At 65.4% G+C, this 20459-nt stretch carries 19 protein-coding genes; 9 read left to right on the top strand and 10 right to left on the bottom strand.

The annotated features are described in order from the left end of the window. Positions 1–43: 43 nt before the first annotated feature. From trpD to L288_RS40805, 4 genes are read left to right on the top strand one after another with little or no spacing between them, the layout of a single operon-like run. Complete coding sequence (gene trpD / locus L288_RS40820) at positions 44–1036, top strand: anthranilate phosphoribosyltransferase (RefSeq protein ID WP_021239971.1); 993 nt, start codon at positions 44–46, stop codon at positions 1034–1036. Further along, entirely contained in the window at positions 1033–1824 is a 792-nt protein-coding gene (gene trpC, locus L288_RS40815) for an indole-3-glycerol phosphate synthase TrpC (protein WP_021239970.1), read from the top strand. The genes trpD and trpC overlap by 4 nt, the downstream gene beginning before the upstream one ends. After that, positions 1821–2291 (top strand): cyclic pyranopterin monophosphate synthase MoaC, encoded by a 471-nt coding sequence (gene moaC / locus L288_RS40810; protein WP_021239969.1) that lies wholly within the window; start codon positions 1821–1823, stop codon positions 2289–2291. The genes trpC and moaC overlap by 4 nt, the downstream gene beginning before the upstream one ends. Next, positions 2288–3469 carry a molybdopterin molybdotransferase MoeA gene (locus L288_RS40805; RefSeq protein WP_021239968.1) on the top strand — a complete coding sequence of 394 codons (1182 nt, stop codon included), beginning with the start codon at positions 2288–2290 and terminating at the stop codon, positions 3467–3469. The genes moaC and L288_RS40805 overlap by 4 nt, the downstream gene beginning before the upstream one ends. 49 nt (positions 3470–3518) lie before the next feature. On the opposite strand, the gene L288_RS43695 is transcribed toward L288_RS40805, so the two are convergent. Continuing rightward, the gene (locus tag L288_RS43695) at positions 3519–3677 is read right to left on the bottom strand and encodes a hypothetical protein (RefSeq protein WP_021239967.1); all 159 of its coding nucleotides are present in this window, start codon (positions 3675–3677) and stop codon (positions 3519–3521) included. A 152-nt stretch (positions 3678–3829) separates the two neighbouring features. On the opposite strand from L288_RS43695, the gene lexA reads away from it, so the two are divergent. Beyond that, positions 3830–4498, top strand: a complete 669-nt coding sequence (gene lexA, locus L288_RS40800; protein ID WP_021239966.1) for a transcriptional repressor LexA — start codon at positions 3830–3832, stop codon at positions 4496–4498. On the opposite strand, the gene L288_RS40795 is transcribed toward lexA, so the two are convergent. Then, a complete protein-coding gene (locus L288_RS40795) occupies positions 4489–6633 on the bottom strand; it encodes a ComEC/Rec2 family competence protein (RefSeq protein ID WP_021239965.1) in 2145 nt (714 codons plus the stop codon). The two genes, lexA and L288_RS40795, sit on opposite strands and share 10 nt — an antisense overlap. Before the next feature lie 36 nt (positions 6634–6669). Here L288_RS40795 and gltX point away from each other — a divergent pair, with 36 nt between their 5' ends. Both gltX and L288_RS40785 read left to right on the top strand, forming a co-directional pair. Then, positions 6670–8136: a glutamate--tRNA ligase gene (gene gltX / locus L288_RS40790; RefSeq protein ID WP_021239964.1), complete on the top strand. Its 1467-nt coding sequence runs from the start codon at positions 6670–6672 to the stop codon at positions 8134–8136. Positions 8137–8146: 10 nt separating this feature from the next. After that, positions 8147–9433 (top strand): citrate synthase, encoded by a 1287-nt coding sequence (locus tag L288_RS40785; RefSeq protein ID WP_030538573.1) that lies wholly within the window; start codon positions 8147–8149, stop codon positions 9431–9433. A 54-nt stretch (positions 9434–9487) separates the two neighbouring features. Here the strand turns inward: L288_RS40785 and L288_RS40780 are convergent, their stop codons facing one another. The 4 genes from L288_RS40780 to L288_RS40765 all read right to left on the bottom strand — a co-directional run bounded on the left by L288_RS40780 (position 9488) and on the right by L288_RS40765 (position 13555). After that, entirely contained in the window at positions 9488–10870 is a 1383-nt protein-coding gene (locus L288_RS40780) for a sensor histidine kinase (RefSeq protein WP_021239962.1), read from the bottom strand. Then, on the bottom strand, positions 10870–11964 hold the full coding sequence (locus L288_RS40775; protein ID WP_021239961.1) for a DUF2336 domain-containing protein: 1095 nt from the start codon (positions 11962–11964) through the stop codon (positions 10870–10872). Before L288_RS40775 ends, L288_RS40780 begins: the two co-directional genes overlap by 1 nt. Positions 11965–12010: 46 nt before the next feature. After that, positions 12011–13177, bottom strand: a complete 1167-nt coding sequence (locus L288_RS40770) for a hypothetical protein (protein ID WP_021239960.1) — start codon at positions 13175–13177, stop codon at positions 12011–12013. 75 nt (positions 13178–13252) lie between these two features. Beyond that, positions 13253–13555 carry an Hpt domain-containing protein gene (locus L288_RS40765; RefSeq protein ID WP_021239959.1) on the bottom strand — a complete coding sequence of 101 codons (303 nt, stop codon included), beginning with the start codon at positions 13553–13555 and terminating at the stop codon, positions 13253–13255. 79 nt (positions 13556–13634) lie between these two features. Here L288_RS40765 and L288_RS40760 point away from each other — a divergent pair, with 79 nt between their 5' ends. Then, positions 13635–16307, top strand: coding sequence for a coiled-coil domain-containing protein (locus tag L288_RS40760; protein WP_021239958.1), 2673 nt, complete (start codon positions 13635–13637; stop codon positions 16305–16307). Between the two features lie 405 nt (positions 16308–16712). Next, positions 16713–16946 (top strand): hypothetical protein, encoded by a 234-nt coding sequence (locus tag L288_RS44060; protein ID WP_236613081.1) that lies wholly within the window; start codon positions 16713–16715, stop codon positions 16944–16946. Positions 16947–17057: 111 nt separating this feature from the next. Here L288_RS44060 and L288_RS40750 read toward each other — a convergent pair whose 3' ends face one another. The 4 genes from L288_RS40750 to L288_RS40735 are packed head-to-tail and all read right to left on the bottom strand — an operon-like array spanning position 17058 to position 20458. Further along, entirely contained in the window at positions 17058–17318 is a 261-nt protein-coding gene (locus tag L288_RS40750; protein ID WP_021239957.1) for a DUF1467 family protein, read from the bottom strand. A 9-nt stretch (positions 17319–17327) separates the two neighbouring features. After that, on the bottom strand, positions 17328–18965 hold the full coding sequence (locus L288_RS40745; protein WP_021239956.1) for a ribonuclease J: 1638 nt from the start codon (positions 18963–18965) through the stop codon (positions 17328–17330). Further along, complete coding sequence (locus L288_RS40740) at positions 18965–19744, bottom strand: type III pantothenate kinase (RefSeq protein WP_021239955.1); 780 nt, start codon at positions 19742–19744, stop codon at positions 18965–18967. Before L288_RS40740 ends, L288_RS40745 begins: the two co-directional genes overlap by 1 nt. 15 nt (positions 19745–19759) lie before the next feature. Further along, positions 19760–20458, bottom strand: coding sequence for a biotin--[acetyl-CoA-carboxylase] ligase (locus L288_RS40735; protein WP_269077995.1), 699 nt, complete (start codon positions 20456–20458; stop codon positions 19760–19762). Between the last annotated feature and the right edge of the window lies 1 nt (position 20459).

Genomic DNA, 20459 nt, shown 5'->3' with positions numbered 1-20459 from the left:
CCGCCCTCGACTCCGGCGCGGCGGCATGATTAAGGCACCAGCGATGACCCGCCTGCCCGATCCCGCCGCGCCGCTGAGCGCCGAAGAGGCCGCCCGCGCCTTCGACCTGCTGTTCGACGGCGACCTTGCGGAAGCGGACATCGCCAGCTTCCTCGTCACCATGGCGCGGCGCGGCGAAAGCGCGGTGGAAATCGCCGCCGCCGCCCGCGCGATGCGCGCCCGCATGCTGTCGATCAGCGCGCCCGAAGGGGCGATCGACGTGTGCGGCACCGGCGGCGACGGGCATCATACGCTGAACGTGTCCACCGCCGTCAGCCTGGTGGTCGCCGCCGCTGGCGTTCCGGTCGCCAAGCATGGCAATCGCGCCGCCTCGTCAAAGGCAGGCGCGGCCGACACTCTGGAAGCGCTCGGCCTTGATCTCGACCGCGCGGCGCAGACCGCCGAAGCCACTTTGGCCGACCTTGGCATCTGCTTCCTGTTCGCGCAAAATTATCACCCGGCGCTCAAACGGCTCGGTCCCATCCGCAAGGCGATCGGCGAACGCACCATCTTCAACCTGATGGGTCCGCTCGCCAACCCCGCCAGGGTCCGCCGCCAGCTCGTCGGCATCGCCCGCCCCGCTTATGTGCCCATCTATGCCGAAGCCCTGGCCGATCTGGGCGTCGACCGCGCCATGATCATCTCCGGCGACGAAGGGCTGGACGAGCTTTCGCTGGCGGGCGGCAACGACATGGCGGAGGTGAAGGGCCACAGCCTCGTCGCGATGCACCGCTTGAGCGCCGCCGAACTTGGCCTGTCCACCCATCCCGTGGACGCGATCCGCGGCGGCGACCCGGCCTATAACGCCGCCGCGCTGCGGAAACTGCTGCAAGGAGAAGCGGGGCCCTATCGCGACGCCGTGCTGCTGAACGCCGCCGCCGCCCTTGTCGTGGCAGACGCCGTGCCAGGCTTCCGCGAAGGGGTGGAGGAAGCCGCCGAAACGATCGACCGCGGGCTTGCCAACGCCCTGCTCAATTGCTGGATAGCCTATCAATGACGAACAAGCTGATCGAGATCTGCGATACGAAGCGGGAGGAGGTCGCCCGGCGCAAGGCGGCAACCAGCGTCGCCAGCCTGCAAGACCGCGCCGCCGGACAGACGCCGCCGCGCGGCTTCCGCAAAGCGCTGGACGACGCCTCGCGCACCGGCTTCGGCCTCATCGCGGAGGTGAAGAAGGCCAGCCCGTCCAAGGGCCTCATCCGCGCCGATTTCGATCCCCCCGCCCATGCCCGCGCCTACGCCGCCGGTGGCGCCGCCTGCCTCTCCGTCCTTACCGACGCGCCTTATTTTCAGGGGCATGACGATTATCTGATCGCCGCCCGCGCCGCCTGCGCCCTGCCGGTGCTGCGCAAGGACTTCATGGTGGACCCGTGGCAGGTGCTGGAAAGCAGGGCGCTGGGCGCGGACGCCATCCTCATCATCGCCGCCGCGCTGGATGACGGGCAGATGGCGGAAATAGAGGATGCCGCGCTCGGCCTCGGCATGGACGCGCTGGTGGAGGTGCATGACGCGCGGGAACTGGAACGCGCCATGAAGCTGCGCTCCCGCCTCATCGGCGTCAACAATCGCGACCTGCGCGATTTCAGCGTCGATTTCGCCCGCACCTATGAACTGGTCGGCCACGCGCCCGAAGGCTGCACTTTCGTCGCGGAAAGCGGACTTGGCAGCCATGCCGATCTGGCTGCGATGGCGGACCACGGCGTGCGCTGCTTCCTGGTCGGCGAATCGCTGATGCGGCAGGCCGATGTCGAGGCGGCGACCCGCGCGCTGCTCACCGGCGCATGAACGGCCTTACCCATCTGGACGAAGACGGATCGGCCCGGATGGTCGATGTTTCGGCGAAGCCCGTCACCGCGCGCGAAGCAGTCGCCACCGGCCGCATCACCATGAAGGAAGATGCCGCGTCAGCCATCGCCCAGGGCCTCGTCAAGAAGGGCGACGTCCTGGCCGTCGCCCGCGTGGCCGGGATCATGGCAGCCAAGCGCACCGCGGACCTCATTCCGCTCTGCCATCCGATCCCCCTGACATCCGTTGTCATCGACTTCCAACTGGAGGCGCAGGGCGTCATCGTGAAGGCGACCGCAAGGACGGCAGGCCAGACCGGGGTGGAAATGGAAGCGCTCACGGCGGCCTCCACCGCCTTGCTGACCATTTACGACATGGCCAAGGCGATCGACAAGGCGATGGTCATAGATGGCGTCCGGCTGCTCGCCAAGACCGGCGGCAAGTCCGGCGACTGGCGCGCGCCATGACCCTGCTGCCGGTCGCGGAGGCTCAGGCCCGCCTGCTCACGCTGGCCCGGCAGCTTCCCGCCGAACGCCTGCCGATCGCCCAGTGCGCGGGCCGCTGGCTCGCCGAAGATGTCTTAGCGCTGCGCAGCCAGCCCTGGGCTGACCTTTCGGCCATGGACGGCTACGCCATCCGCGCCGCCGAATGGCCCGGCCCCTGGTGGATCGCGGGCGAAAGCACGGCAGGCGGCGCTGTTCCCGCTCCCCTCGCGCCAGGCGAATGCTGCCGCATCTTCACCGGCGCTCCGCTTCCCGAAGGTGCAGACACCGTCCTCATACAGGAGGATGCGGCAGTTGAACATGGCGCGCTCAACCCGGCATGCGCGCCCCTTGCCAAGGGCCGCAATGTGCGCCCGGCCGCTTCCGACTTTCAGGCCGGGCAGCGCCTGCTGGGCGCTGGCGCTGGTTTAGGGGCCGCTCAGATCGCGCTCGCGGTGCTGGGCGGCCATGGCGCGCTCTCCGTCGGCGGCAGGCCCCGCATCGCACTGCTGTCGACCGGCAATGAACTGGTCCCGCCCGGCGCGCCGGTCCCGCCGGGCAGCCTGCCTTCGTCCAACGCTCCCATGCTCGCCGCCATGCTGGGCGGGCTTGCTTGCGACGTCACCGACCTCGGCATCGTCCCCGACAATCTCGACGCGATGACCGGAGCGCTGGAGCAAGCCGCCAAGGCCGACATCATCGTCTCCACCGGCGGCGCATCGGTCGGCGATCACGACCTCGTCCGCCCCGCCTTCGCCAAGGCTGGCGGAAGCCTCGACTTCTGGAAAATCCGCATGCGTCCCGGCAAGCCGCTGATGGCGGGCCATTTGGGCGACGCCGTGTTCCTGGGACTGCCGGGCAATCCCGTTTCGGCCTTCGTCACGGCTTATCTATTCCTGCTGCCACTGGTCAGGCATATGGCGGGCGCCGCTGCCCCCTTCCCACCCGCATCGACGGCAACCCTCGCCGCGCCACTCCCCGCCACGGGAGAGCGCGACGATTATCTGCGCGCCTGTCGCAGCGGCAATGGCGTGGTTTCCGTGACGTCGCAGGACAGCGCCGCCACCTGCGCCCTCGCACAGGCCGACTGCCTGATCGTCCGGCCCGCGCGCTCACCTGCGGCGGACGCCGGGGAGACCGTGACCATCCTGCCGCTCACGTGAAAAAAAGGGGCCGCATATGCGACCCCTTCTTCATAGGCCAGCTATAGGCTCAGCGCTGTTGCTTGCCCTGGCCGCCCTTGTCCTTGCCACGCTCCTGGCCCATCTGGCCCTGGCGGTTCTCTTGCTGCTGCTGACGGCCGCCCTGGCTCGAACGGTCGCCGCCTTGCTGGCGGCGCTGATCACCGCCCTGATTGTTCTGGTTCGCCATCTCACTCTCCTATTCACGCCTTGTAAAAAGGCTGCCATGAAACGGCTGGCGCACCGCTCCGTTCCGTTTGTTACGGTGAGCGGTTAACCGCTTGACTTGCCACTTTCCGTTTCCTATGCGTTCTCCATCCGTTCCATGGAGGACAAGCAGGCATGCTGACGCCGAAGCAACAGGAATTGCTGAGCTTCATTCAAAACCGGCTGGAGGAAGGGGGGGTATCCCCCTCTTTCGAGGAGATGAAGGAAGCGCTCGATCTGCGATCGAAATCCGGCATCCACAGGCTGATCAACGCGCTTGAGGAACGGGGCTTCATCCGCCGCCTGCCGAACCGCGCCCGCGCGCTTGAGGTGCTGAAACTTCCCGAGGCGATGCACCGAGCGCCCAAGGCAGCGCCTGCCAAGCCGCAACTGACCGCCAAAGCGCCGATTGCCGCCAATGACGTCATCGACATCCCGCTCCACGGCCGGATCGCGGCAGGCGTGCCGATCGAAGCGCTTGAAGGGCAGAATATGCTTTCCGTGCCCGCTGCCCTGCTGGGCGCTGGCGACCATTATGCGCTGGAGGTTTCCGGTGACTCCATGGTGGAAGCAGGCATATTGGATGGCGACTATGCCCTGATCCAGCGCACCGAAGTCGCGCGCGAGGGGCAGATCGTCGTAGCGCTGATCGATGAGAGCGAGGCGACGCTCAAATATTTCCATCGCGACGGGTCAAGGGTTCGGCTCGATCCCGCCAACGCAGCCTATAAGCCTCAGGTCTATGATCCGCGGCAGGTGCGTATCCAGGGCAAGCTGGCAGGGCTGCTGCGGCGCTACAACTGATTGCCGGAACGGGCCTTCCGGTTCCTGACCGCAGGGACGATCCATGGATGGGCATCACTCGCTATTTTCGTCCCGCTTATCCTGCCCTGGTTCAGGTCGATAGCCAGCCCGCCTGTCCGCCAGAGCAAGCGCCGGTCCGCTTTCAGCCAGCGCGGGCGGCACCAGGGCGGCAGGCGGCGGTCGGAAACAACAATGTCCGCGCTGGCGCAGTCATCTTGCAGCGCAGCCTTATCGATCAGCATATCACTGCGCGTCAGCAGCAATCGCCATGCGCGGCCGTTCACATCCAGCCGAACCGCGCAGAGATCATCGGAGCAGCGCGCTTCGGGCAAGTCCGCCAGTGCGCTCATCTCGCCGTCGAAGCCAGCGCTTTCCGCCATCATGTCGCGGACATAGTCTCCTGCACCCGCCCGCAACAATGCCATGCCTCCTGTCGACGCGCGTACCGCGACATGGCGGCCATCGCTGGTGACCAATATGTCGGGCGGCGATGCCATGGACATGACCGCCACTCCAGCCGCTATGGGAATGAGCCCTGCCCAACGCCACCAGCTACGCCACAAAAGGCACCATAATCCACCCAGTATCGCCGCAGCGAAAACCCCTGTGGGCAGGGTCGGCGTCATCATCACGGCCCAGGGACTTGCCGACACGCCATGGGCAATGACCAGTAGCAGGTCGAGCGATCGTGCCGTGAGCCACCAGAAGGGAGCGCCCAGCCCCCCGATGTCGAGCAGCAACGCCATCGCCTCCAGCGGCATCACCACGAAAGTCGTCAGCGGGATCGCCAGCAGATTGGCGAAAGCGCCCAGCATCCCCGCCTTGTGAAAATGCAACAGCGCGATCGGCGCGAGCACCAGCTCAACGGCAAAGCCCGTCAGCAGCATGGCGCCCAGGCTTCGCCCCACCCGCCGCAGCCAATGTTCGTCACGTGCAGCGGCAAAGGCGCGGAAGCGGGGATGCTCGCTCAATGCGACCAGCGCTATCACAGCCGCGAAGCTCATCTGGAAGCTCGGTCCCACCAGAGCCTCCGGCCAGAATATCAGCACCACCACAGCGCCCGCCGCGACCAGCCGCAACGTGATGGCATCCCGCCCAAGCGCCAGCCCGCCCAGCACCAGCAAGGCGGCCACGCACGACCGTACCGTAGGCACTTCCGCCCCGGTCAAAAGCGTGTAACCGATACCAGCCAGCGCGCCGCCCGCAGCCGCGATCAGCATCAGGGGCCAATCAAGCGCGGCGCGGCGGCTCAGCGCCATAACGCGCATCAACAGGAAGATCACAGCCCCGATCAGCGCGGTAACATGCAGGCCACTGATGGACAGCAGATGCGCAAGCCCGCTCCTGCGCATCGCCTCGGCATCCTCCTCCGCGATCGCCCCCTGATCCCCGGTCGCAAGCGCAGCAGCGATACCAGCGCCCGGCCCCTCGACACGTCCTGTGATGTGGGCGAAGAGGCGCGCGCGAAGTGGCGGCGCACTGGTGGAAGGCCGGAGCACTTTCACCGGCTTCAGCGCCCGTCCCGTAGCGCCGATGCCCTGAAAATAGGCGCGCCGGGCAAAATCATATCCACCCGGCAGGCTAGGCGGCGCAGGCGGCATCAGCCGCGCGCGAAAGCGAACGATAGCCCCCTCCCCCAATCCTTCGGGCACATCCTTTTGCGCTATGTTCACCCGGATCTGCCGCGGCAATGCGGGCGCATCGATGGGGCGGACCAACATACGACTCATCTGCTGAGCCGGAATCGCGCTGACGCTTCGGACCTCGCCAGTCACCTCCATGAAGGCGGCGCGCGGCAGCGGCGGCGTGCCCCAGGCCATCGCTTTCCCCCAGACCAGCACGCATCCCACGCATGCCAATATTCCGCCCAGCACGATGGCCTGCCGCACGCGTCCACCCGCTGGCAACAGCATGCCACCGGCCGCCATGGCCAGCGAAAAACAGCAGAAACCAAGCCATTCCAACCTGTTGGGCAAAAGAAACCAGGCGACGATGCCCATGCCCATGGCGACCGGGACCCATAGCGCAAGCTGCTCCCGCTCCTCCTCCAGCGCTCCCTCCACGATGGCGAAAAGCCTCTCGCCCGCCTGCCGGATGTTCCCGCCAACGGAGGTTTGTCGTGGCTCAAAAGCCATGCTAGGGGGCGTCGCGTTCATGAATGAGCAAGGCGCATGTCAGGGAATTTCGCGGTGAGTGCAACGGGTTTGAACAAGCAGGTCGTGACCCGTTTCGCGCCGTCTCCCACCGGCTTCCTGCATATCGGCGGCGCGCGCACCGCCCTCTTCAACTGGCTGTTCGCCCGTCATCATGGCGGCAAGTTCCTGCTGCGCATCGAAGATACGGATCGCGCCCGCTCGACCGAAGAGGCCGTGGCCGCGATTTTCGATGGTCTGGAATGGCTTGGCCTGACGGGCGACGAACCCGCTATATTCCAGTTCGAACGGTCGGCCCGCCATGCGGAGGTCGCAAACCAGCTATTGGCGCAGGGCGACGCCTATCGCTGTTACGCAACGCCGGAGGAACTGGCGGAACTGCGCGAACAGCAGCGCGCCGCCAGGCAGCCGATGCGCTATGATGGCCGCTGGCGTGACCGCGATCCTGCGGAAGCGCCCGCGGGAGCACCCTATGTCATTCGGTTGAAAGCTTCGCGCGAAGGCGAAACCGTGATCGAGGACGCGGTCCAGGGCCGCGTGGTCGTGCAGAATGCGGAACTGGACGACATGATCCTGCTCCGTTCCGACGGCACCCCCACTTACATGCTGGCTGTCGTGGTCGATGACCATGACATGGGCGTGACCCACGTGATCCGGGGCGATGATCATCTCAACAACGCCTTCCGCCAGCTTGGCATCATCAAGGGGATGGGTTGGGAAGAGCCGGTCTACGCCCATATCCCGCTGATCCATGGATCGGACGGAGCGAAGCTGTCGAAACGGCATGGCGCGCTGGGCGTGGACGCTTACCGCGACGAAATGGGCATGCTGCCGGAAGCCGTGCTCAACTATCTGCTGCGGCTGGGCTGGGGCCATGGGGATGAGGAGATCATCTCCCGTGAGCGCGCCATCGAACTGTTCGACATTTCCGGCGTCGGCCGTTCGCCCTCGCGCTTCGATATCAAGAAGCTGGAAAATCTGAACGCCCATTATCTGCGTGAGGCGGATGACACGCGTCTGGCGGCGCTGACGGCGCCCCGCATCGCGGCACGGCTGGGCCTCGCGCAATTGCCGGCAAATGCCGCTGAATTGCTGGCGCGGGCCATGCCGTCCCTCAAGCCCCGTGCAAAGACGCTTAACGAAATTGCCGAGGGAGCAGAGTTCCTGTTCAAAAATTGCCCGCTGGATTTTGACGACAAGGCTCTCGCTCTGCTAGACGAATCGGCGCGCGAGCTGCTGGGCAAGACAGCCGACGCTCTTGGCTCCGTCCAGACCTGGACGGTCGAAGCGATAGAAGAGGCGACACGCCGCGTGGCAGAGGAAGCCGGCTTGGGACTGGGCAAGGTCGCCCAGCCTCTGCGTGCGGCGCTGACCGGTCGCACGGTTTCGCCGGGCATTTTTGATGTCCTTTTCCTGCTGGGAAAAGTGGAGAGCTTGAAACGGCTGAACGATGCCGGGCACGCATCGGCCAGCCGTGGCAATTGAGGAGAACATGATGTCGGAAAACAATGCCACCTTGACCGTTGGAGGCGATGCCAAGGAATATGGCATCTTGAGTGGCACGGTCGGGCCCAAGGTCATCGACGTTCGCAAGCTGTACGCCAATACGGGCATGTTCACCTATGATCCGGGCTTTACATCGACGGCGAGCTGCGATTCGGGGTTGACCTATATCGACGGTGACGCCGGCATCCTGCTGCATCGCGGCTATCCGATCGACCAGCTCGCCGAACAGTCTAGCTTCATGGAAGTCAGCTACCTGCTGCTGAACGGCGAACTGCCGTCCAAGGCCGAGCTGGAAGACTTCACCCGCACCATCACGCGCCACACCATGGTGCATGAGCAGCTGACCACCTTCTACCGCGGTTTCCGCCGGGATGCGCACCCGATGGCGATCATGTGCGGCGTAGTCGGCGCGCTGTCGGCTTTCTACCATGATTCGACCGACATCAATGACCCGGAGCAGCGCAAGATCGCGAGCCACCGCCTGATCGCCAAGATGCCGACCATCGCGGCGATGGCATATAAATATTCGGTGGGCCAGCCCTTTGTCTATCCGCGCAACGACCTCAGCTACACCGCTAATTTCCTGCGCATGACCTTCTCGGTCCCGGCGGAGGAATATGAACCCGATCCGGTGATCGTGGACGCGATGGACAAGATCTTCATCCTCCATGCCGATCATGAGCAGAATGCGTCGACCTCGACCGTCCGGCTGGCCGGTTCGTCGGGCGCCAACCCCTTCGCCTGCATCGCGGCGGGGATCGCCTGCCTGTGGGGCCCGGCGCATGGCGGCGCGAATGAAGCCGCGCTCAACATGCTGCGCGAGATCGGCACCGTCGATCGTATCCCGGAATATATCGCCCGCGCGAAGAACAAGGACGATCCGTTCCGCCTGATGGGCTTTGGCCACCGCGTCTACAAAAATTACGACCCGCGCGCGACGGTCATGCAGAAGACGGCGAAGGACGTGCTGGAAAAGCTGGGCGTCAACGATCCGGTCTTCGACGTTGCCAAGGAGCTGGAGCAGATCGCCCTCAACGATCCCTACTTCATCGAAAAGAAGCTCTACCCGAATGTCGACTTCTATTCGGGCGTGATCCTGTCGGCCATCGGCTTCCCGACCGAGATGTTCACGGTGCTCTTTGCTCTCGCCCGCACCGTCGGCTGGGTTGCGCAGTGGAACGAAATGATCTCCGACCCAGCGCAGAAGATCGGCCGTCCGCGCCAGCTCTACACCGGCCCGGCGCAGCGGGATTATGTGCCTGTCAGCCAGCGGTGAACGGCGCAGGACTGATGGAACGGAAAACGGCGCCTTCGGGCGCCGTTTTTGCGTTCAGCTACTTATGGGAAGGAAGAGAGTGAAGCGGGCTCCCCCGCCGGGCGCTTCATCGACTTCGATATCGCCGCCCATCGCCCGCGCCAGCCTTCGCGAGATATAAAGGCCAAGGCCGCTGCCGCCTGGATCGCTGCGCCCCAGCCGCTCAAACTTGTTGAAGATGCGCTCGCGGCTGTCCTGCGGCACGCCGGCGCCCTGGTCCAGCACGGCGATCCATGCGCGCCCGTCCTGCACGCCCGTTTCGATGCGCACTTCCGACCCATCGGGGCTGTATCGGACCGCGTTGCCGACCAGGTTCATCAGTATCTGCAAGGCGCGGCGGAATTCTCCCGTGGCGACCGCTGACTGGTCAGGACCCGGAGGCACCAGCCGGATCTGCCGGTCAAGCGCCTTGACGACAAACAGCCCGGAGGCTCTCCTGCCGATATCGGCCAGGTCCACATCCTCCGTCGCGACAGTGAAATCCAGCCGGTCGATCGCTTGCAGGTCCGCAAGATCGTCAATCAACGCCATCAGGTGCCGTCCGGCCGCCGCAATGTCGCTGGCATAACCGGCATAATCCGGGCGCAAGGGCCCATCGACCTGAGCACTAATCGAATCGGCATTGGCGATGATCCGGCCAAGCGGCTGGCGCAGCGACCGGTCGAGCCTCCGCCCGAATTCCGCCGGATAGATGATGACGCCGGGCGCGGGCGGCACATCCGGCGAAAGGATGGCGCGATCCACCGGGAAAGCCTTCCCCCTATATCCCAGCAGCTGCCCGGAAATGTCGAACATGGGAAAGCCCGAGAGGCTGAACCGCCGGTCCGGTTCCGCCACCAGCGTGGCGATCTGATCGCGGAACGCCCGCCGCTGCGCGAAACCACGCAGGATGGCAAGGTCGCCTTCTTCCCCCGGTTGAAGCTGGAAATAGCTGGTGAAGCGGCTGCCCGGCGCGGGCTGAGTCTCAGGAAGAACGCTCTCCTGCCCCGCCCCTTCCAGCACCATCTGAAATCGCAACTGCGTATCGATCTGCCACGTCCACCCTTCAGCGACGGCGGCGATATCCGCCTCTCGCCGCACATTATCGACCGGCATGATCGCTGCCGGGCGCTCGCTCCATTCGATGACGGCGATCTGCACGCCGTCCGCCTCCGGCTTCGCGCGCACCCACATATCGATGTCGCCGCGTTCGGCAGCGGCAGTGACGGGCCGCGACACGGTGACGCCAAGCCGCAAGGCCAGCCGCACGATTGCCGCGAGTTGCGGAATGGCGAGCACGGCACCAACATCCGCCCCCGCCTCCCGCTGCAATTGCAATAGCGGCGGGTCCGCGCTCAGCAGCAGGCCGTTGGCCGCCACCATCGCACGCACGACGGCCGGGTGCGCGGACATATGCATCAGAAAGCGACCCGGCGCAGATGATCCAGCTTCGCCCGAAGCGCAACCGGAGCGCGCATCGTGCTGACGGCCGCGTCCGCCTGTGCTTCGGTCAGCGCCTGGTAACGATCCGCTTCCCCGATGATCGCCGCATCTGTGAGGGACGGGCGCACCGGCCGCAAGGCAAGCAGCAGATGCCTGTAGTCCGCATCCGATCCGCCAAGGGACCGGCACAGCGCCGCCAGTTCGTTCACCGGGCCCAGCACCATGATGTCGGCCACCTGGGCGCAATCCATGCGCAAACGCCGGGCGGCAAGGGCGGCGAACAGCAGGAAGCGCCGCTGCCCCAAAGCCGCACCCAGAAGATCCGGCGCGTCGGCCCGCTCGCCCAACTGACGCACGAGGCGCGCGGCGATCGCGATCGGCCCCCTGGCTTCGTCATGCGCCGCCAGCAGCGCCCGGCCAGCCTGTTCGAACATGGGCAGAGCCGTTTCGGCGCCGTCCATCCCGCTCCGCTGCACCACCGCCGTCATGCAGGCCGCAGCCGTCCACAGCAGCTCGGCGAAATGCTCGGCCGGCAAGTCCGCCAGCATCGGTTCATCCTCCGCGCCGATCGCCAGCCACCGGCCTTCCGCCACCGCCAGCGCCGCCAGCGTCTCTCCAATCGCCGGATCGTCATTGGCCAGCAACGCGTCGGCCTCCGCCTCTTCAAACTCCCCATCCGGCTGACCGAATTGCCGCAGCATCAGCGTTACGCCCGCTCGCATCTGCATATGGGCGAGCAGCGCCGGGCTCAACAATGTGGGCTGGGCGCATACCATCGGCCAGCACAGCATAGCCCGCTGCTGCCCCGCCAAAGCGGCTATGGCAGGCCGGTCGCGCAACGCGATTCGCAACGCCGCTTCAATCCCGGTCAGGCACCCGCCCAGATGCCGCCGCGTCTCCGCCATCAGGGCATCATGCCGGTCCCTCTCCGTTTCGGGAAAGAAAAACGCCAGATCAATGGCATGGCCGACGGGAACAGCGGACATGCCCGCCATGACTCGCGCCATGGGCCAGCTGTCAGCCACCATCGTACCGGAAGGGAACGAAAAGGCGCTCATGCCGGGCAGCATAGCCACGCGTCCTTAAAATGCACTAAACCCTAAGCAGGAAAATTTTTCAGTCGCGTTTCAGCAGGATGATGGTGCCCACGGACGCGATCACGCACAGCATCGACACTTCATAGCCCAGCGAAAATGCACCTACCCATGTGGTCAGCAGTAAAAGCAGCAGGGCGCTGGCGGGCGTGAAGATCATCCATGGCCGTGCCGCGCCGGTCCTGCGCCAGCGGTCGGCGACCTGCACGATCGCAAGCAGCAGAGCGAGGCATGTCGCCAGCACGCCTGCTCCGGCAAGCGAAATACCACCCACGGCGAAGAAGGGAACGACGAATGCGGCCCATCCCGATGGCGGCAATCGCAACGCCAGTTCATCCAGCCGGTCAGCAATCTCCGCGATCAGCAATGCCAGCAGCAGAAGGAAGAAGCCGGTCGCGGGCCACAGCAGTTCAATCGGCACCAGCGCGATTGCGCCAAGGGCCATTCCCGCTATTCGGACCTGCATCGTGGGAACCTGCGTTCGCATCAGCGCCGGGCTTGCCAGACGCGCCAGCGGTGCCAGCAGATAATGTTCGGCCAATCCCCGCACATATGTGGCGCGGGAACCGGAGGACATGACGGTCTGTGCGGCGACGTCCGCCTCCGCCTGCGTTTCGACGAGCGCCACGCGCCCGGTCAGCAGGTCGTCCTGCGGCACGGTTACCCTCCGCGCTCCGCTCTGCACCGCCGCGCGGACCAGGGTCAGCGACAGGTCCCAATCGCCGATCATGTCCAGCGTCCCGAACAGCAGATCGGGGCTGACCCGCGCCAGCCCTGCCCAGCGCTGCCCGGCATCGATGCGCTCGAACGGCGCGCTGGCGCGGCTATCGTCCGTTACCAGCAGGGCATTGCCCTCCCGCTCGGCCATGGCATCGAAATGGCTTTGCGCGACGACGACGCCGTCAGCGACCAGCAGGACGTCCGTGTCGCGCGGGGCATCCCGCACCATCGACACCATGTCGCGTACCAGAGCAACGGGAATGCCGTCGGCGCTCAACCGGTCCACGGCCTGCGACAGGGCGGGCGTTATCACGCTGACCAGGATCATGATCCTGTCCGCCCCCGCCCGCGCCGCCTGCCGTGCCTGATATTCCACCAGCGTCTGCCCGGCGAAATGCAGGCTCGCGCGCAGTGCTCCGCTGGAATCGCCGGATGCCCGGCTGGCGCTGAGAATGGCCGCAAATGTCATGCTGCGATGGAACCGACCCGTGCTTGTGAGGCCCGCCTTTTCGCAAGGAGAAGCCGTCCGCGCAAGCGCCGCGCGTCAGCCGTTGCGAAGCCGGTCCAGCGTCATGCGTATCTGCCGCAGGACGCGCGGGTCGCCTGGCGCGCTGCTGGCCGCCTCATCCGCGATCGCCATCAGGCTGGTGAGGCCGAAGCTCGCCGCCAGCCCCTTGAGCCGCCACGCCGCCAATTCCCAGTTCGCGTCGCAACGGGCGCGGCGGAGCAGGTCCAGCTGCCGCTCGGCGCTTTCCATGAACGCCACGCGCAGATCGGCGATCAGCGCGATATCTTCGCCGACCGCTGCGGCAAGTGCGGCATCCAGGGCGCCAGGATCATAGGACATGGGGTCAACGCTATCGGGCTTGCGTTAAGTTTTGGTAACGGGGCATTTTGTTGCGCTGAAAAGCTGTTAGGATGGGTGCATGACCGGGGGCAGCACAATCGTCGAATTTTGGCGCAACAAGAGCATAGCGACCGCCAATGAGTCGCAGGCGGAGGATGATCTGCAATCGAAGCAGGCCCTCCAGGATCTGGAGGCGGAAAGCGAAGCCATCGCCAAGGATGAGCGCGCGGCGCGGCGGACGGCCATGGCCTTCGCGGCGCTTGGCGCGGCATGGCTTGGCTTTGCCGGCTGGGCGACCATCAGCACGGGACAATGGCGTGCCGGTCCCGCCGCATGGCCGGGCATCGTGGCGGCGATCCTGGTCCCCATCGTGCTGCTTGGCCTCTGCTATCTGCTGATGACCCGCAACAGCCGGGCCGAGTCGCGCCGCTACCTGAACAGCGCGCGCGCGCTGCGCACCGAAACGGAAATGCTGGAACTGCGGCTTGCGCGGATCAATGCCCAATTGGCGAGCGCGCGGCAGAACATGCATGATCAGGCGGAACTGCTCGACAGCTATGGCGCGGCCGCCAGCAGCAATATGGAAGCCTCCGCCGAACTGATCGCCAGCCGCGCGAACAGCACGACGGAAAAGGCGGAAGCAGCCGAACGGGCGGGCGCTGCGCTGGTGGCGCGGATGGATGCCCTGATCGCGTCCATGCCGGACCTTGAGGAACGCGCCACCCGCATGGCCGCCCAGATCAGCGACAATGGCCACGCGCTTGCCGAGCGAATCGACACGCTCGAAGCGCGCCTGCACGCCATTGGCGAACTGTCGGACGATACGCGGGCACGAACGCTTTCGGCTACCAAGAGCCTGTCCACCCAGCTCACCCAACTGCGGGAAGCGACCCGTTCCGCCAGCGAGGAAGTCAATGGCCTCGCCGATGTCGCGTCCGGCCGCATCGACGCCACGGCCCAGAGCGCGCGCAAGGCGATGGAGGAAGGCTGGCAGGATCTGGAACAGAAATCCGCCATGCTCGACAGCCTGATGGGGCGGACCATGGACAATCTGTCTGCAACGACCCAGTCCGTCGCCGCGATCCTGACGGACCAGCTGGAAGCGGCGGAGGCTCACGTCCGGCAGCGGCTGGAAGCCTCCCTCGCCCATGCCCGCGGCATCATGGCCAGCGCGGATCAGGATCTCACCGCCCAGGCAGGCGCGCTGCGATCCCTCGTCGAAACCGCGCAGGCGGGCATCTCCGCCACCAGCCAGAACGCTACCGCCGCCCTTGCCAGGGATGCCGAAGCGATCGAGGCGGAGTTCCGTCACCGGATGGACGCCGCCCTGGCGCGGGCGAAAGAAGGCATGGCCGCCACGGATGACAGCCTCGCCCGGCAAGCCGAAGCGGTCGACGCCCTTGTCACCCGCTCGCGCGCCAGCATCGACAGCATCAGCAACGAAACCGTGTCCGGTCTTGCCGACCATATGGGCGAGATCGAAAACAGGCTTCACCAGATCAACGATCTGGTTGATGGGCAGCGGACGCTTGTCGCGGGGCTGCACGCCACCCTGGGCGAAGCGGTCGACAGCGCCCAGGCGCGTTTCGCCGCGCTGGAAGACGCCGCCTTGTCGCGCAATGAGCGGCTGACGGAAGCGCTGACCCGCCTGACAGCGGAAACGCAGAGGATCGACAGTTCGCTGGCGGCGGGCGGTGTCACCGCCGAAAAGCTGATCAGTTCCGCCGAAACCCTGCTGGTGGCGCTCGATTCGAGTGTCCGCGAATTGGACGAGACCTTCCCGGCGGCGCTGCAACGCTTCGACGCGCGGATCGAAACCAGCCGGACCCTGCTGGAAAGCGCCGCGCCCGAACTGGAACGGCTGGAGGCCATTTCCGAGGCGTTGGTCGGGCGCACGCAGGAAGCGGAAGAATTGCTGCGAGGGCAGGGCCGTCGCCTCACCGAATGGCTGGAAAGCACGCAGAGCGGCGTCGAAGCCAATCGCGAACTGGTGGAGAAGCTTCGCACGGCCCTCGACAACGCGCATCAGGACGCGACGCGCATCACCGAAGGGGCCGGGCCACTTCTCGTCACGGCCCTTCTGCGCGTCAAGGACACTGCCGATCAGGCAGCGGAGCGCGCGCGCCAGGCGCTCGGCCGGGCCATTCCCGACGCCGCCCAGTCCCTGGCCGACGCAAGCGAGCAAGCCTTGCAGCGCGCCATTGATGACAAGGTTACCGCGCAGATCGAAATGGTCGCGCGAGTCGCCGAAGAAGCAGTGAAGGCCGCACATCAGGCATCCGACCGCCTTACGCGCCAGCTGCTGACGATTGCCGACACCAGCGCCAGCGTCCAGTCGAAGATCGAGGAAGCAGAACGCGCAGCCGAGGAGCGTGACCGCGACCATTTCGCCCGCCGTGCCGCCTTGCTGATCGAATCACTCAACAGCACCGCCATCGACGTCACCAAGATCCTGTCCAACGATGTGACGGACTCGGCCTGGTCATCCTATCTGAAGGGCGATCGCGGGGTTTTCACCAGACGCGCGGTGAAGCTGCTCGACGCCGGAGAGTCCCGCGAAATCGCGCTGCACTATGACAATGACCTGGAATTTCAGGATCATGTGAACCGCTACATCCATGATTTCGAATCGATGCTGCGGATCATCCTGTCGGCGCGTGATGGCAATGCGCTGGGCGTCGCCATCCTGTCGTCTGATATGGGCAAGCTCTACGTCGCCCTCGCGCAGGCCATCGAGCGGCTGCGTCAATAAGAGGGAAGCGCTGCATGGGGAGAGGTGCGATAGCCCTCCCCCGCCCGCTTGCAACACCGTGAGCGCTCGTTGCGACGTGGGGCCCGCCGGTCCATATTCCTGCGCTGGCGGACAGTTGCTGCTCATCAAAGGCTTCGGAGATCGAGCGCCTCGCGCGGCAGGCGGATCAGCGCAAGGTGCTAATCATCGTGCTGGCGATCAACGCCATCATGTTCTTCGTCGAATTCGGGGCGGGCATCGTTGCCGGTTCAACCGCCCTGATGGCCGACGCCACCGGCATGCTCGCGATGCGCTAGTCTATGCCATCAGCCTCTACGCGCTTGGCAGGACGGAACGGTGGAAGGCGGGCGCGGCCTTGTTCAAGGGCTGTTTATCCTGCTGCTGGGCGTTGGAATCGTCATCAGCGTGATCGTCAAGATCCAGTCCGGCATGCCGCCCTCGTCTTTGCTGATGCTCGCCTTTGGCGCGCTCGCTTTGGTTGCCAATCTCTATCGCCTGCGTTTGCTCTGGCGCTTCCGCAGCGAAGATATGAACATGGCAAGCACGTTCGAATGTTCGCGCAACGATGCATTTCGAACAGCGCCGTGCTCATTGCGGCGGCTGCGGTCGTCCTGCTGCAATCGCCTTGGCCTGACATAGCGATCGGTTCCGCCATGGCGCTGCTGTTCCTGCGATCGTCCTTCCGGGTGATCACCTCGGCAGCGCCGCTCCTGCGAGCGGCCTGATCCGCATTGCGCTATGCTGGCCCGGTCACGACAACCGGACGAACTGATCCAGCGTCACCCAGCCCTGAACATAGTTGGCGTAGTAGATCCCGAACAACACCGCCGACAGGATCGTCGCCCGAATGGCGACAATGCCGGGACGGAAATTGCTGGGCGCGCTGTCCGCCTGTCCTTTCAGTATCACCTCGCCCGTTTCGTCGGGCGTCCTCAGTCCGAAGGGCAGCACGATGAAAGCGCTGATCACCCAGAACAACACATAGATTGCGAAGATGGCATACCAGTTCATGATGCTGTCTTAGGCTCGAATAAGCAGCACGTCGACCACGGGCTTCTTGCCGGTCCAGCGCGTCGCCGTCCTCCGCACCGCCAGCCTGACCCGCTCGCGCAGGGCTTCCTCGTCCAGCGAGCCCTTGGCGACCGCCGCGGCGGCCTCCTCCGCTGCTTCATCAAGAAATGCCGCCTTGTCTTCTTCCACCGGCACGCCCTGCGTCCGTAGCGCCGGCGTCCCAAGGACCCTTCCCTTGCCGTCGAGCGCCACCGCGACGCTGATCTGGCCATGCAGCGCCACCTTGCGCCGCTCATTCATCGTCGCGCCGTCTGCGGGCAGGATCACGTCACCGTCCAGCACCAGTCTGCCGGTCGCTTCATGCCCGATGATCTCCGGCCCGTTGGGGGCCAGACGCAGCAGGTCGCCATTGGATTGGACCACCGCGTGGGGGATGCCGCTGGCAAGGCCCAGCCGCGCCTGCTCGGCCATGTGCCTCCGCTCGCCATGCACTGGCAGCAGAATCTGCGGGCGAACCCAGCGATACATTGCCTCCAGCTCCGGCCGCCCCGGATGCCCGGAAACATGCACCTCGGCCTGGCGGTCCGTGACCATCAGCACACCCTTGGCCGCGAGCGCATTCTGGATACGGCCGATGGCGATTTCATTGCCGGGGATCTGCTTGGAGGAAAATACGACCGTGTCGCCAGCATCCAGCTTGATCGGATGGCTGTCGAACGCGATGCGCGACAGCGCGGCCCGCGCCTCTCCCTGGCCGCCGGTGGCGATGATCATCACCTCATTATGCGGCAGGGCCATCACATCGTCCCAATCCACGGTCGGCGGAAAGTCCTTGAGATAACCCGCCGCCTTGGCGGTCGAGATGATGCGGTCGAGCGAACGCCCCGCGACGCACAGCCGCCGCCCGGTGGCGGCCGCCACCTCGCCCAGCGTCTGCAATCGCGCGGCATTGGATGCAAAGGTCGTGACCAGCACGCGGCCCTTCGCGCCCGCGACCGTCTGCATCAACCCTTCGCGAACGTCACCTTCCGATCCGCTCGCTTCGGGATTGAAGACATTGGTGCTGTCGCACACCAGCGCCAGCACGCCTTCATCACCGATCGCGGTCAATTCCTCCGGCGTCGACGGCTGGCCCAGCAGAGGCTTCTCATCCAGCTTCCAGTCGCCCGTGTGGAATATCCTGCCATAGGGCGTGTCGATCAGCACGGCATTGCCCTCCGGGATCGAATGCGCCAGCGGCACATAGCGGAAGCCGAACGGACCGAGCGCGAAGCTCCCCTCATTCTCGATGACGTTTAGCTCGACCTCGCTGGTCAGCCCCTCTTCCTCCAGCTTCAACCGGATCAGGCCAGCCGTGAACGGGGTCGCATAGAGCGGCACGCCCAGATCCGCCGCCAGATAGGGCAAGGCGCCGATATGGTCCTCATGCCCATGGGTCAGCACGATGCCCAGCAGGTCGTCGCGCCGTTCCTCGATGAAGGTCAGGTCGGGCAGAACCAGTTCGACGCCCGGATAGGCGGGATCGGCGAAGGTCAGGCCCAGGTCGACCATCACCCATTTACCCTGGCAGCCATAGAGATTGACATTCATGCCGATCTCCCCCGACCCGCCCAGGGCCAGGAACAGCAGCTCATTTCCAGGTGTCATCAGTCTTTCAAACTCCGTTCGTGCAGCAGCGCCAGCCCCATGATCGTCAGGTCCGGCACGATCGCATCGAAAATATCGCTATTCTCGTCAAAAAGGACGGCAAGGCCGCCCGTCGAAATCACCTTGGCAGGGCGGCCGATTTCGGCGCGCATCCGCGCCACCAGCCCTTCCATCATCGCCACATAGCCCCAGAATACGCCGATATGCATCTGGGCTTCCGTCGTGCGTCCAATAACCGATCGGTTCTCCGGCGGAGCGATGGCGATCTTGGGCAGCTTCGCCGCCGCAGCAACCAATGCATCAAGGGACAGGTTGATGCCAGGGGCGATGATGCCGCCCTTGTAGCTCCCCTGATAATCAACCACGTCGAAGGTCGTCGCCGTCCCGAAATCGATGACGATCAGGTCGCCTGCATAAAGGTGGTGGGCAGCGATGGCGTTTACAACCCGGTCAGCCCCGACCGAAGCAGGCTCCGCAACGTCCAGTTCAATGCCCCATTCCACCGGAGCCTGCCCCGCGATCAGCGCTGGCACCCTGAAATATTTCTCGGCCAGCACCTGCAAATTATGCAGCGCCCTGGGAACGACCGTTGCAATGATAACCGCATCGACATCATTGATCTTATAGCCTTCCAGCATCAGCAGCTGGTTCAGCCACACGGCATATTCGTCCGCCGTCCGGCGCGGGTCGGTCGCAATGCGCCAGCGCGCGCGGATTTCGCGCCCGTCCAACAGCGCGAAAACCACATTGGTGTTGCCCGCGTCGATCGCGAGAAGCATGGCCGGTCCTCGAATTCAGATGAGAAATATGTCGCCCGCATGAATGGCACGCGTGTCGCCATTCGCCAAGCGGAGGATCAGCATTCCCTGCCGGTCCAGCGTATCGAACGCTCCCTCGATCACCTGACCGTCGGGTTGCACGACACGCATCGGCGTTCCGGCCGGATGGGCGTTAAGCAGCCAGTGCGTCAATACCGGCTCCAGCCCCTGCGCCCGCCAGATCGCCAGCCAATGAGCGAACAGATGGGCCAGCCGCTCAAGCAGCAGGCCCGCGTCAGTCTCCGGCGCGCCTTGTGCCGTCAGGCTCGTCACAGGCCGGTCGAGCCCCGCCGGATGTCCGGCCACATTGACGCCCATCCCGACGACGATCGCGTCGCCCGCCCGCTCAAGCAATATGCCCGCGATTTTCGCGCCATCCACCAGCAGGTCGTTCGGCCATTTGATCTGCGCCTGCCCCTTGCACAGCGGTGCGATCAGCGCATGGACCGCGTTGGCCGCGACCAGAGCCAGGGTGTGCGCCAGCGGGTCGCCAGCGTGCAGCCGGACGAGGGTCGAACAATGAAGGTTGCCTTCCGGGCTTTCCCAGGAACGGCCCATCCGCCCCCGGCCCCCGGTCTGGCGCGCCGCCCGCAGCCATGTGCCTTCGGCAGCGCCCTGCTCCGCCAGCGCCAGCATGTCGGCGTTGGTGGAGCCGGTCTCCTCGACGAAGCGGATG

This window comes from Sphingobium quisquiliarum P25 (assembly GCF_000445065.1).
GTDB classification, from domain to species: Bacteria; Pseudomonadota; Alphaproteobacteria; order Sphingomonadales; family Sphingomonadaceae; genus Sphingobium; species Sphingobium quisquiliarum.
Note: the sequence above shows the minus strand (reverse complement) of the source record. Positions and strands in the feature narration are given on the sequence as shown.

What these genes read in the sequence shown, in the direction of transcription:
- L288_RS40780 (WP_021239962.1), bottom strand. Translation starts at nt 10,870, where the DNA reads ATGCATATGTCCGCGCACCCGGCCGTCGTGCGTGCGATGGTGGCGGCC.
- L288_RS40805 (WP_021239968.1), top strand. Translation starts at nt 2,288, where the DNA reads ATGACCCTGCTGCCGGTCGCGGAGGCTCAGGCCCGCCTGCTCACGCTG.
- L288_RS40765 (WP_021239959.1), bottom strand. Translation starts at nt 13,555, where the DNA reads ATGTCCTATGATCCTGGCGCCCTGGATGCCGCACTTGCCGCAGCGGTC.
- L288_RS40745 (WP_021239956.1), bottom strand. Translation starts at nt 18,965, where the DNA reads ATGACACCTGGAAATGAGCTGCTGTTCCTGGCCCTGGGCGGGTCGGGG.
- L288_RS40770 (WP_021239960.1), bottom strand. Translation starts at nt 13,177, where the DNA reads ATGACATTTGCGGCCATTCTCAGCGCCAGCCGGGCATCCGGCGATTCC.
- lexA (WP_021239966.1), top strand. Translation starts at nt 3,830, where the DNA reads ATGCTGACGCCGAAGCAACAGGAATTGCTGAGCTTCATTCAAAACCGG.
- L288_RS40795 (WP_021239965.1), bottom strand. Translation starts at nt 6,633, where the DNA reads ATGGCTTTTGAGCCACGACAAACCTCCGTTGGCGGGAACATCCGGCAG.
- L288_RS40740 (WP_021239955.1), bottom strand. Translation starts at nt 19,744, where the DNA reads ATGCTTCTCGCGATCGACGCGGGCAACACCAATGTGGTTTTCGCGCTG.
- trpD (WP_021239971.1), top strand. Translation starts at nt 44, where the DNA reads ATGACCCGCCTGCCCGATCCCGCCGCGCCGCTGAGCGCCGAAGAGGCC.
- gltX (WP_021239964.1), top strand. Translation starts at nt 6,670, where the DNA reads ATGTCAGGGAATTTCGCGGTGAGTGCAACGGGTTTGAACAAGCAGGTC.
- L288_RS43695 (WP_021239967.1), bottom strand. Translation starts at nt 3,677, where the DNA reads ATGGCGAACCAGAACAATCAGGGCGGTGATCAGCGCCGCCAGCAAGGC.
- L288_RS40785 (WP_030538573.1), top strand. Translation starts at nt 8,147, where the DNA reads ATGTCGGAAAACAATGCCACCTTGACCGTTGGAGGCGATGCCAAGGAA.
- L288_RS40760 (WP_021239958.1), top strand. Translation starts at nt 13,635, where the DNA reads ATGACCGGGGGCAGCACAATCGTCGAATTTTGGCGCAACAAGAGCATA.
- moaC (WP_021239969.1), top strand. Translation starts at nt 1,821, where the DNA reads ATGAACGGCCTTACCCATCTGGACGAAGACGGATCGGCCCGGATGGTC.
- L288_RS40750 (WP_021239957.1), bottom strand. Translation starts at nt 17,318, where the DNA reads ATGAACTGGTATGCCATCTTCGCAATCTATGTGTTGTTCTGGGTGATC.
- L288_RS40775 (WP_021239961.1), bottom strand. Translation starts at nt 11,964, where the DNA reads ATGCTGCCCGGCATGAGCGCCTTTTCGTTCCCTTCCGGTACGATGGTG.
- trpC (WP_021239970.1), top strand. Translation starts at nt 1,033, where the DNA reads ATGACGAACAAGCTGATCGAGATCTGCGATACGAAGCGGGAGGAGGTC.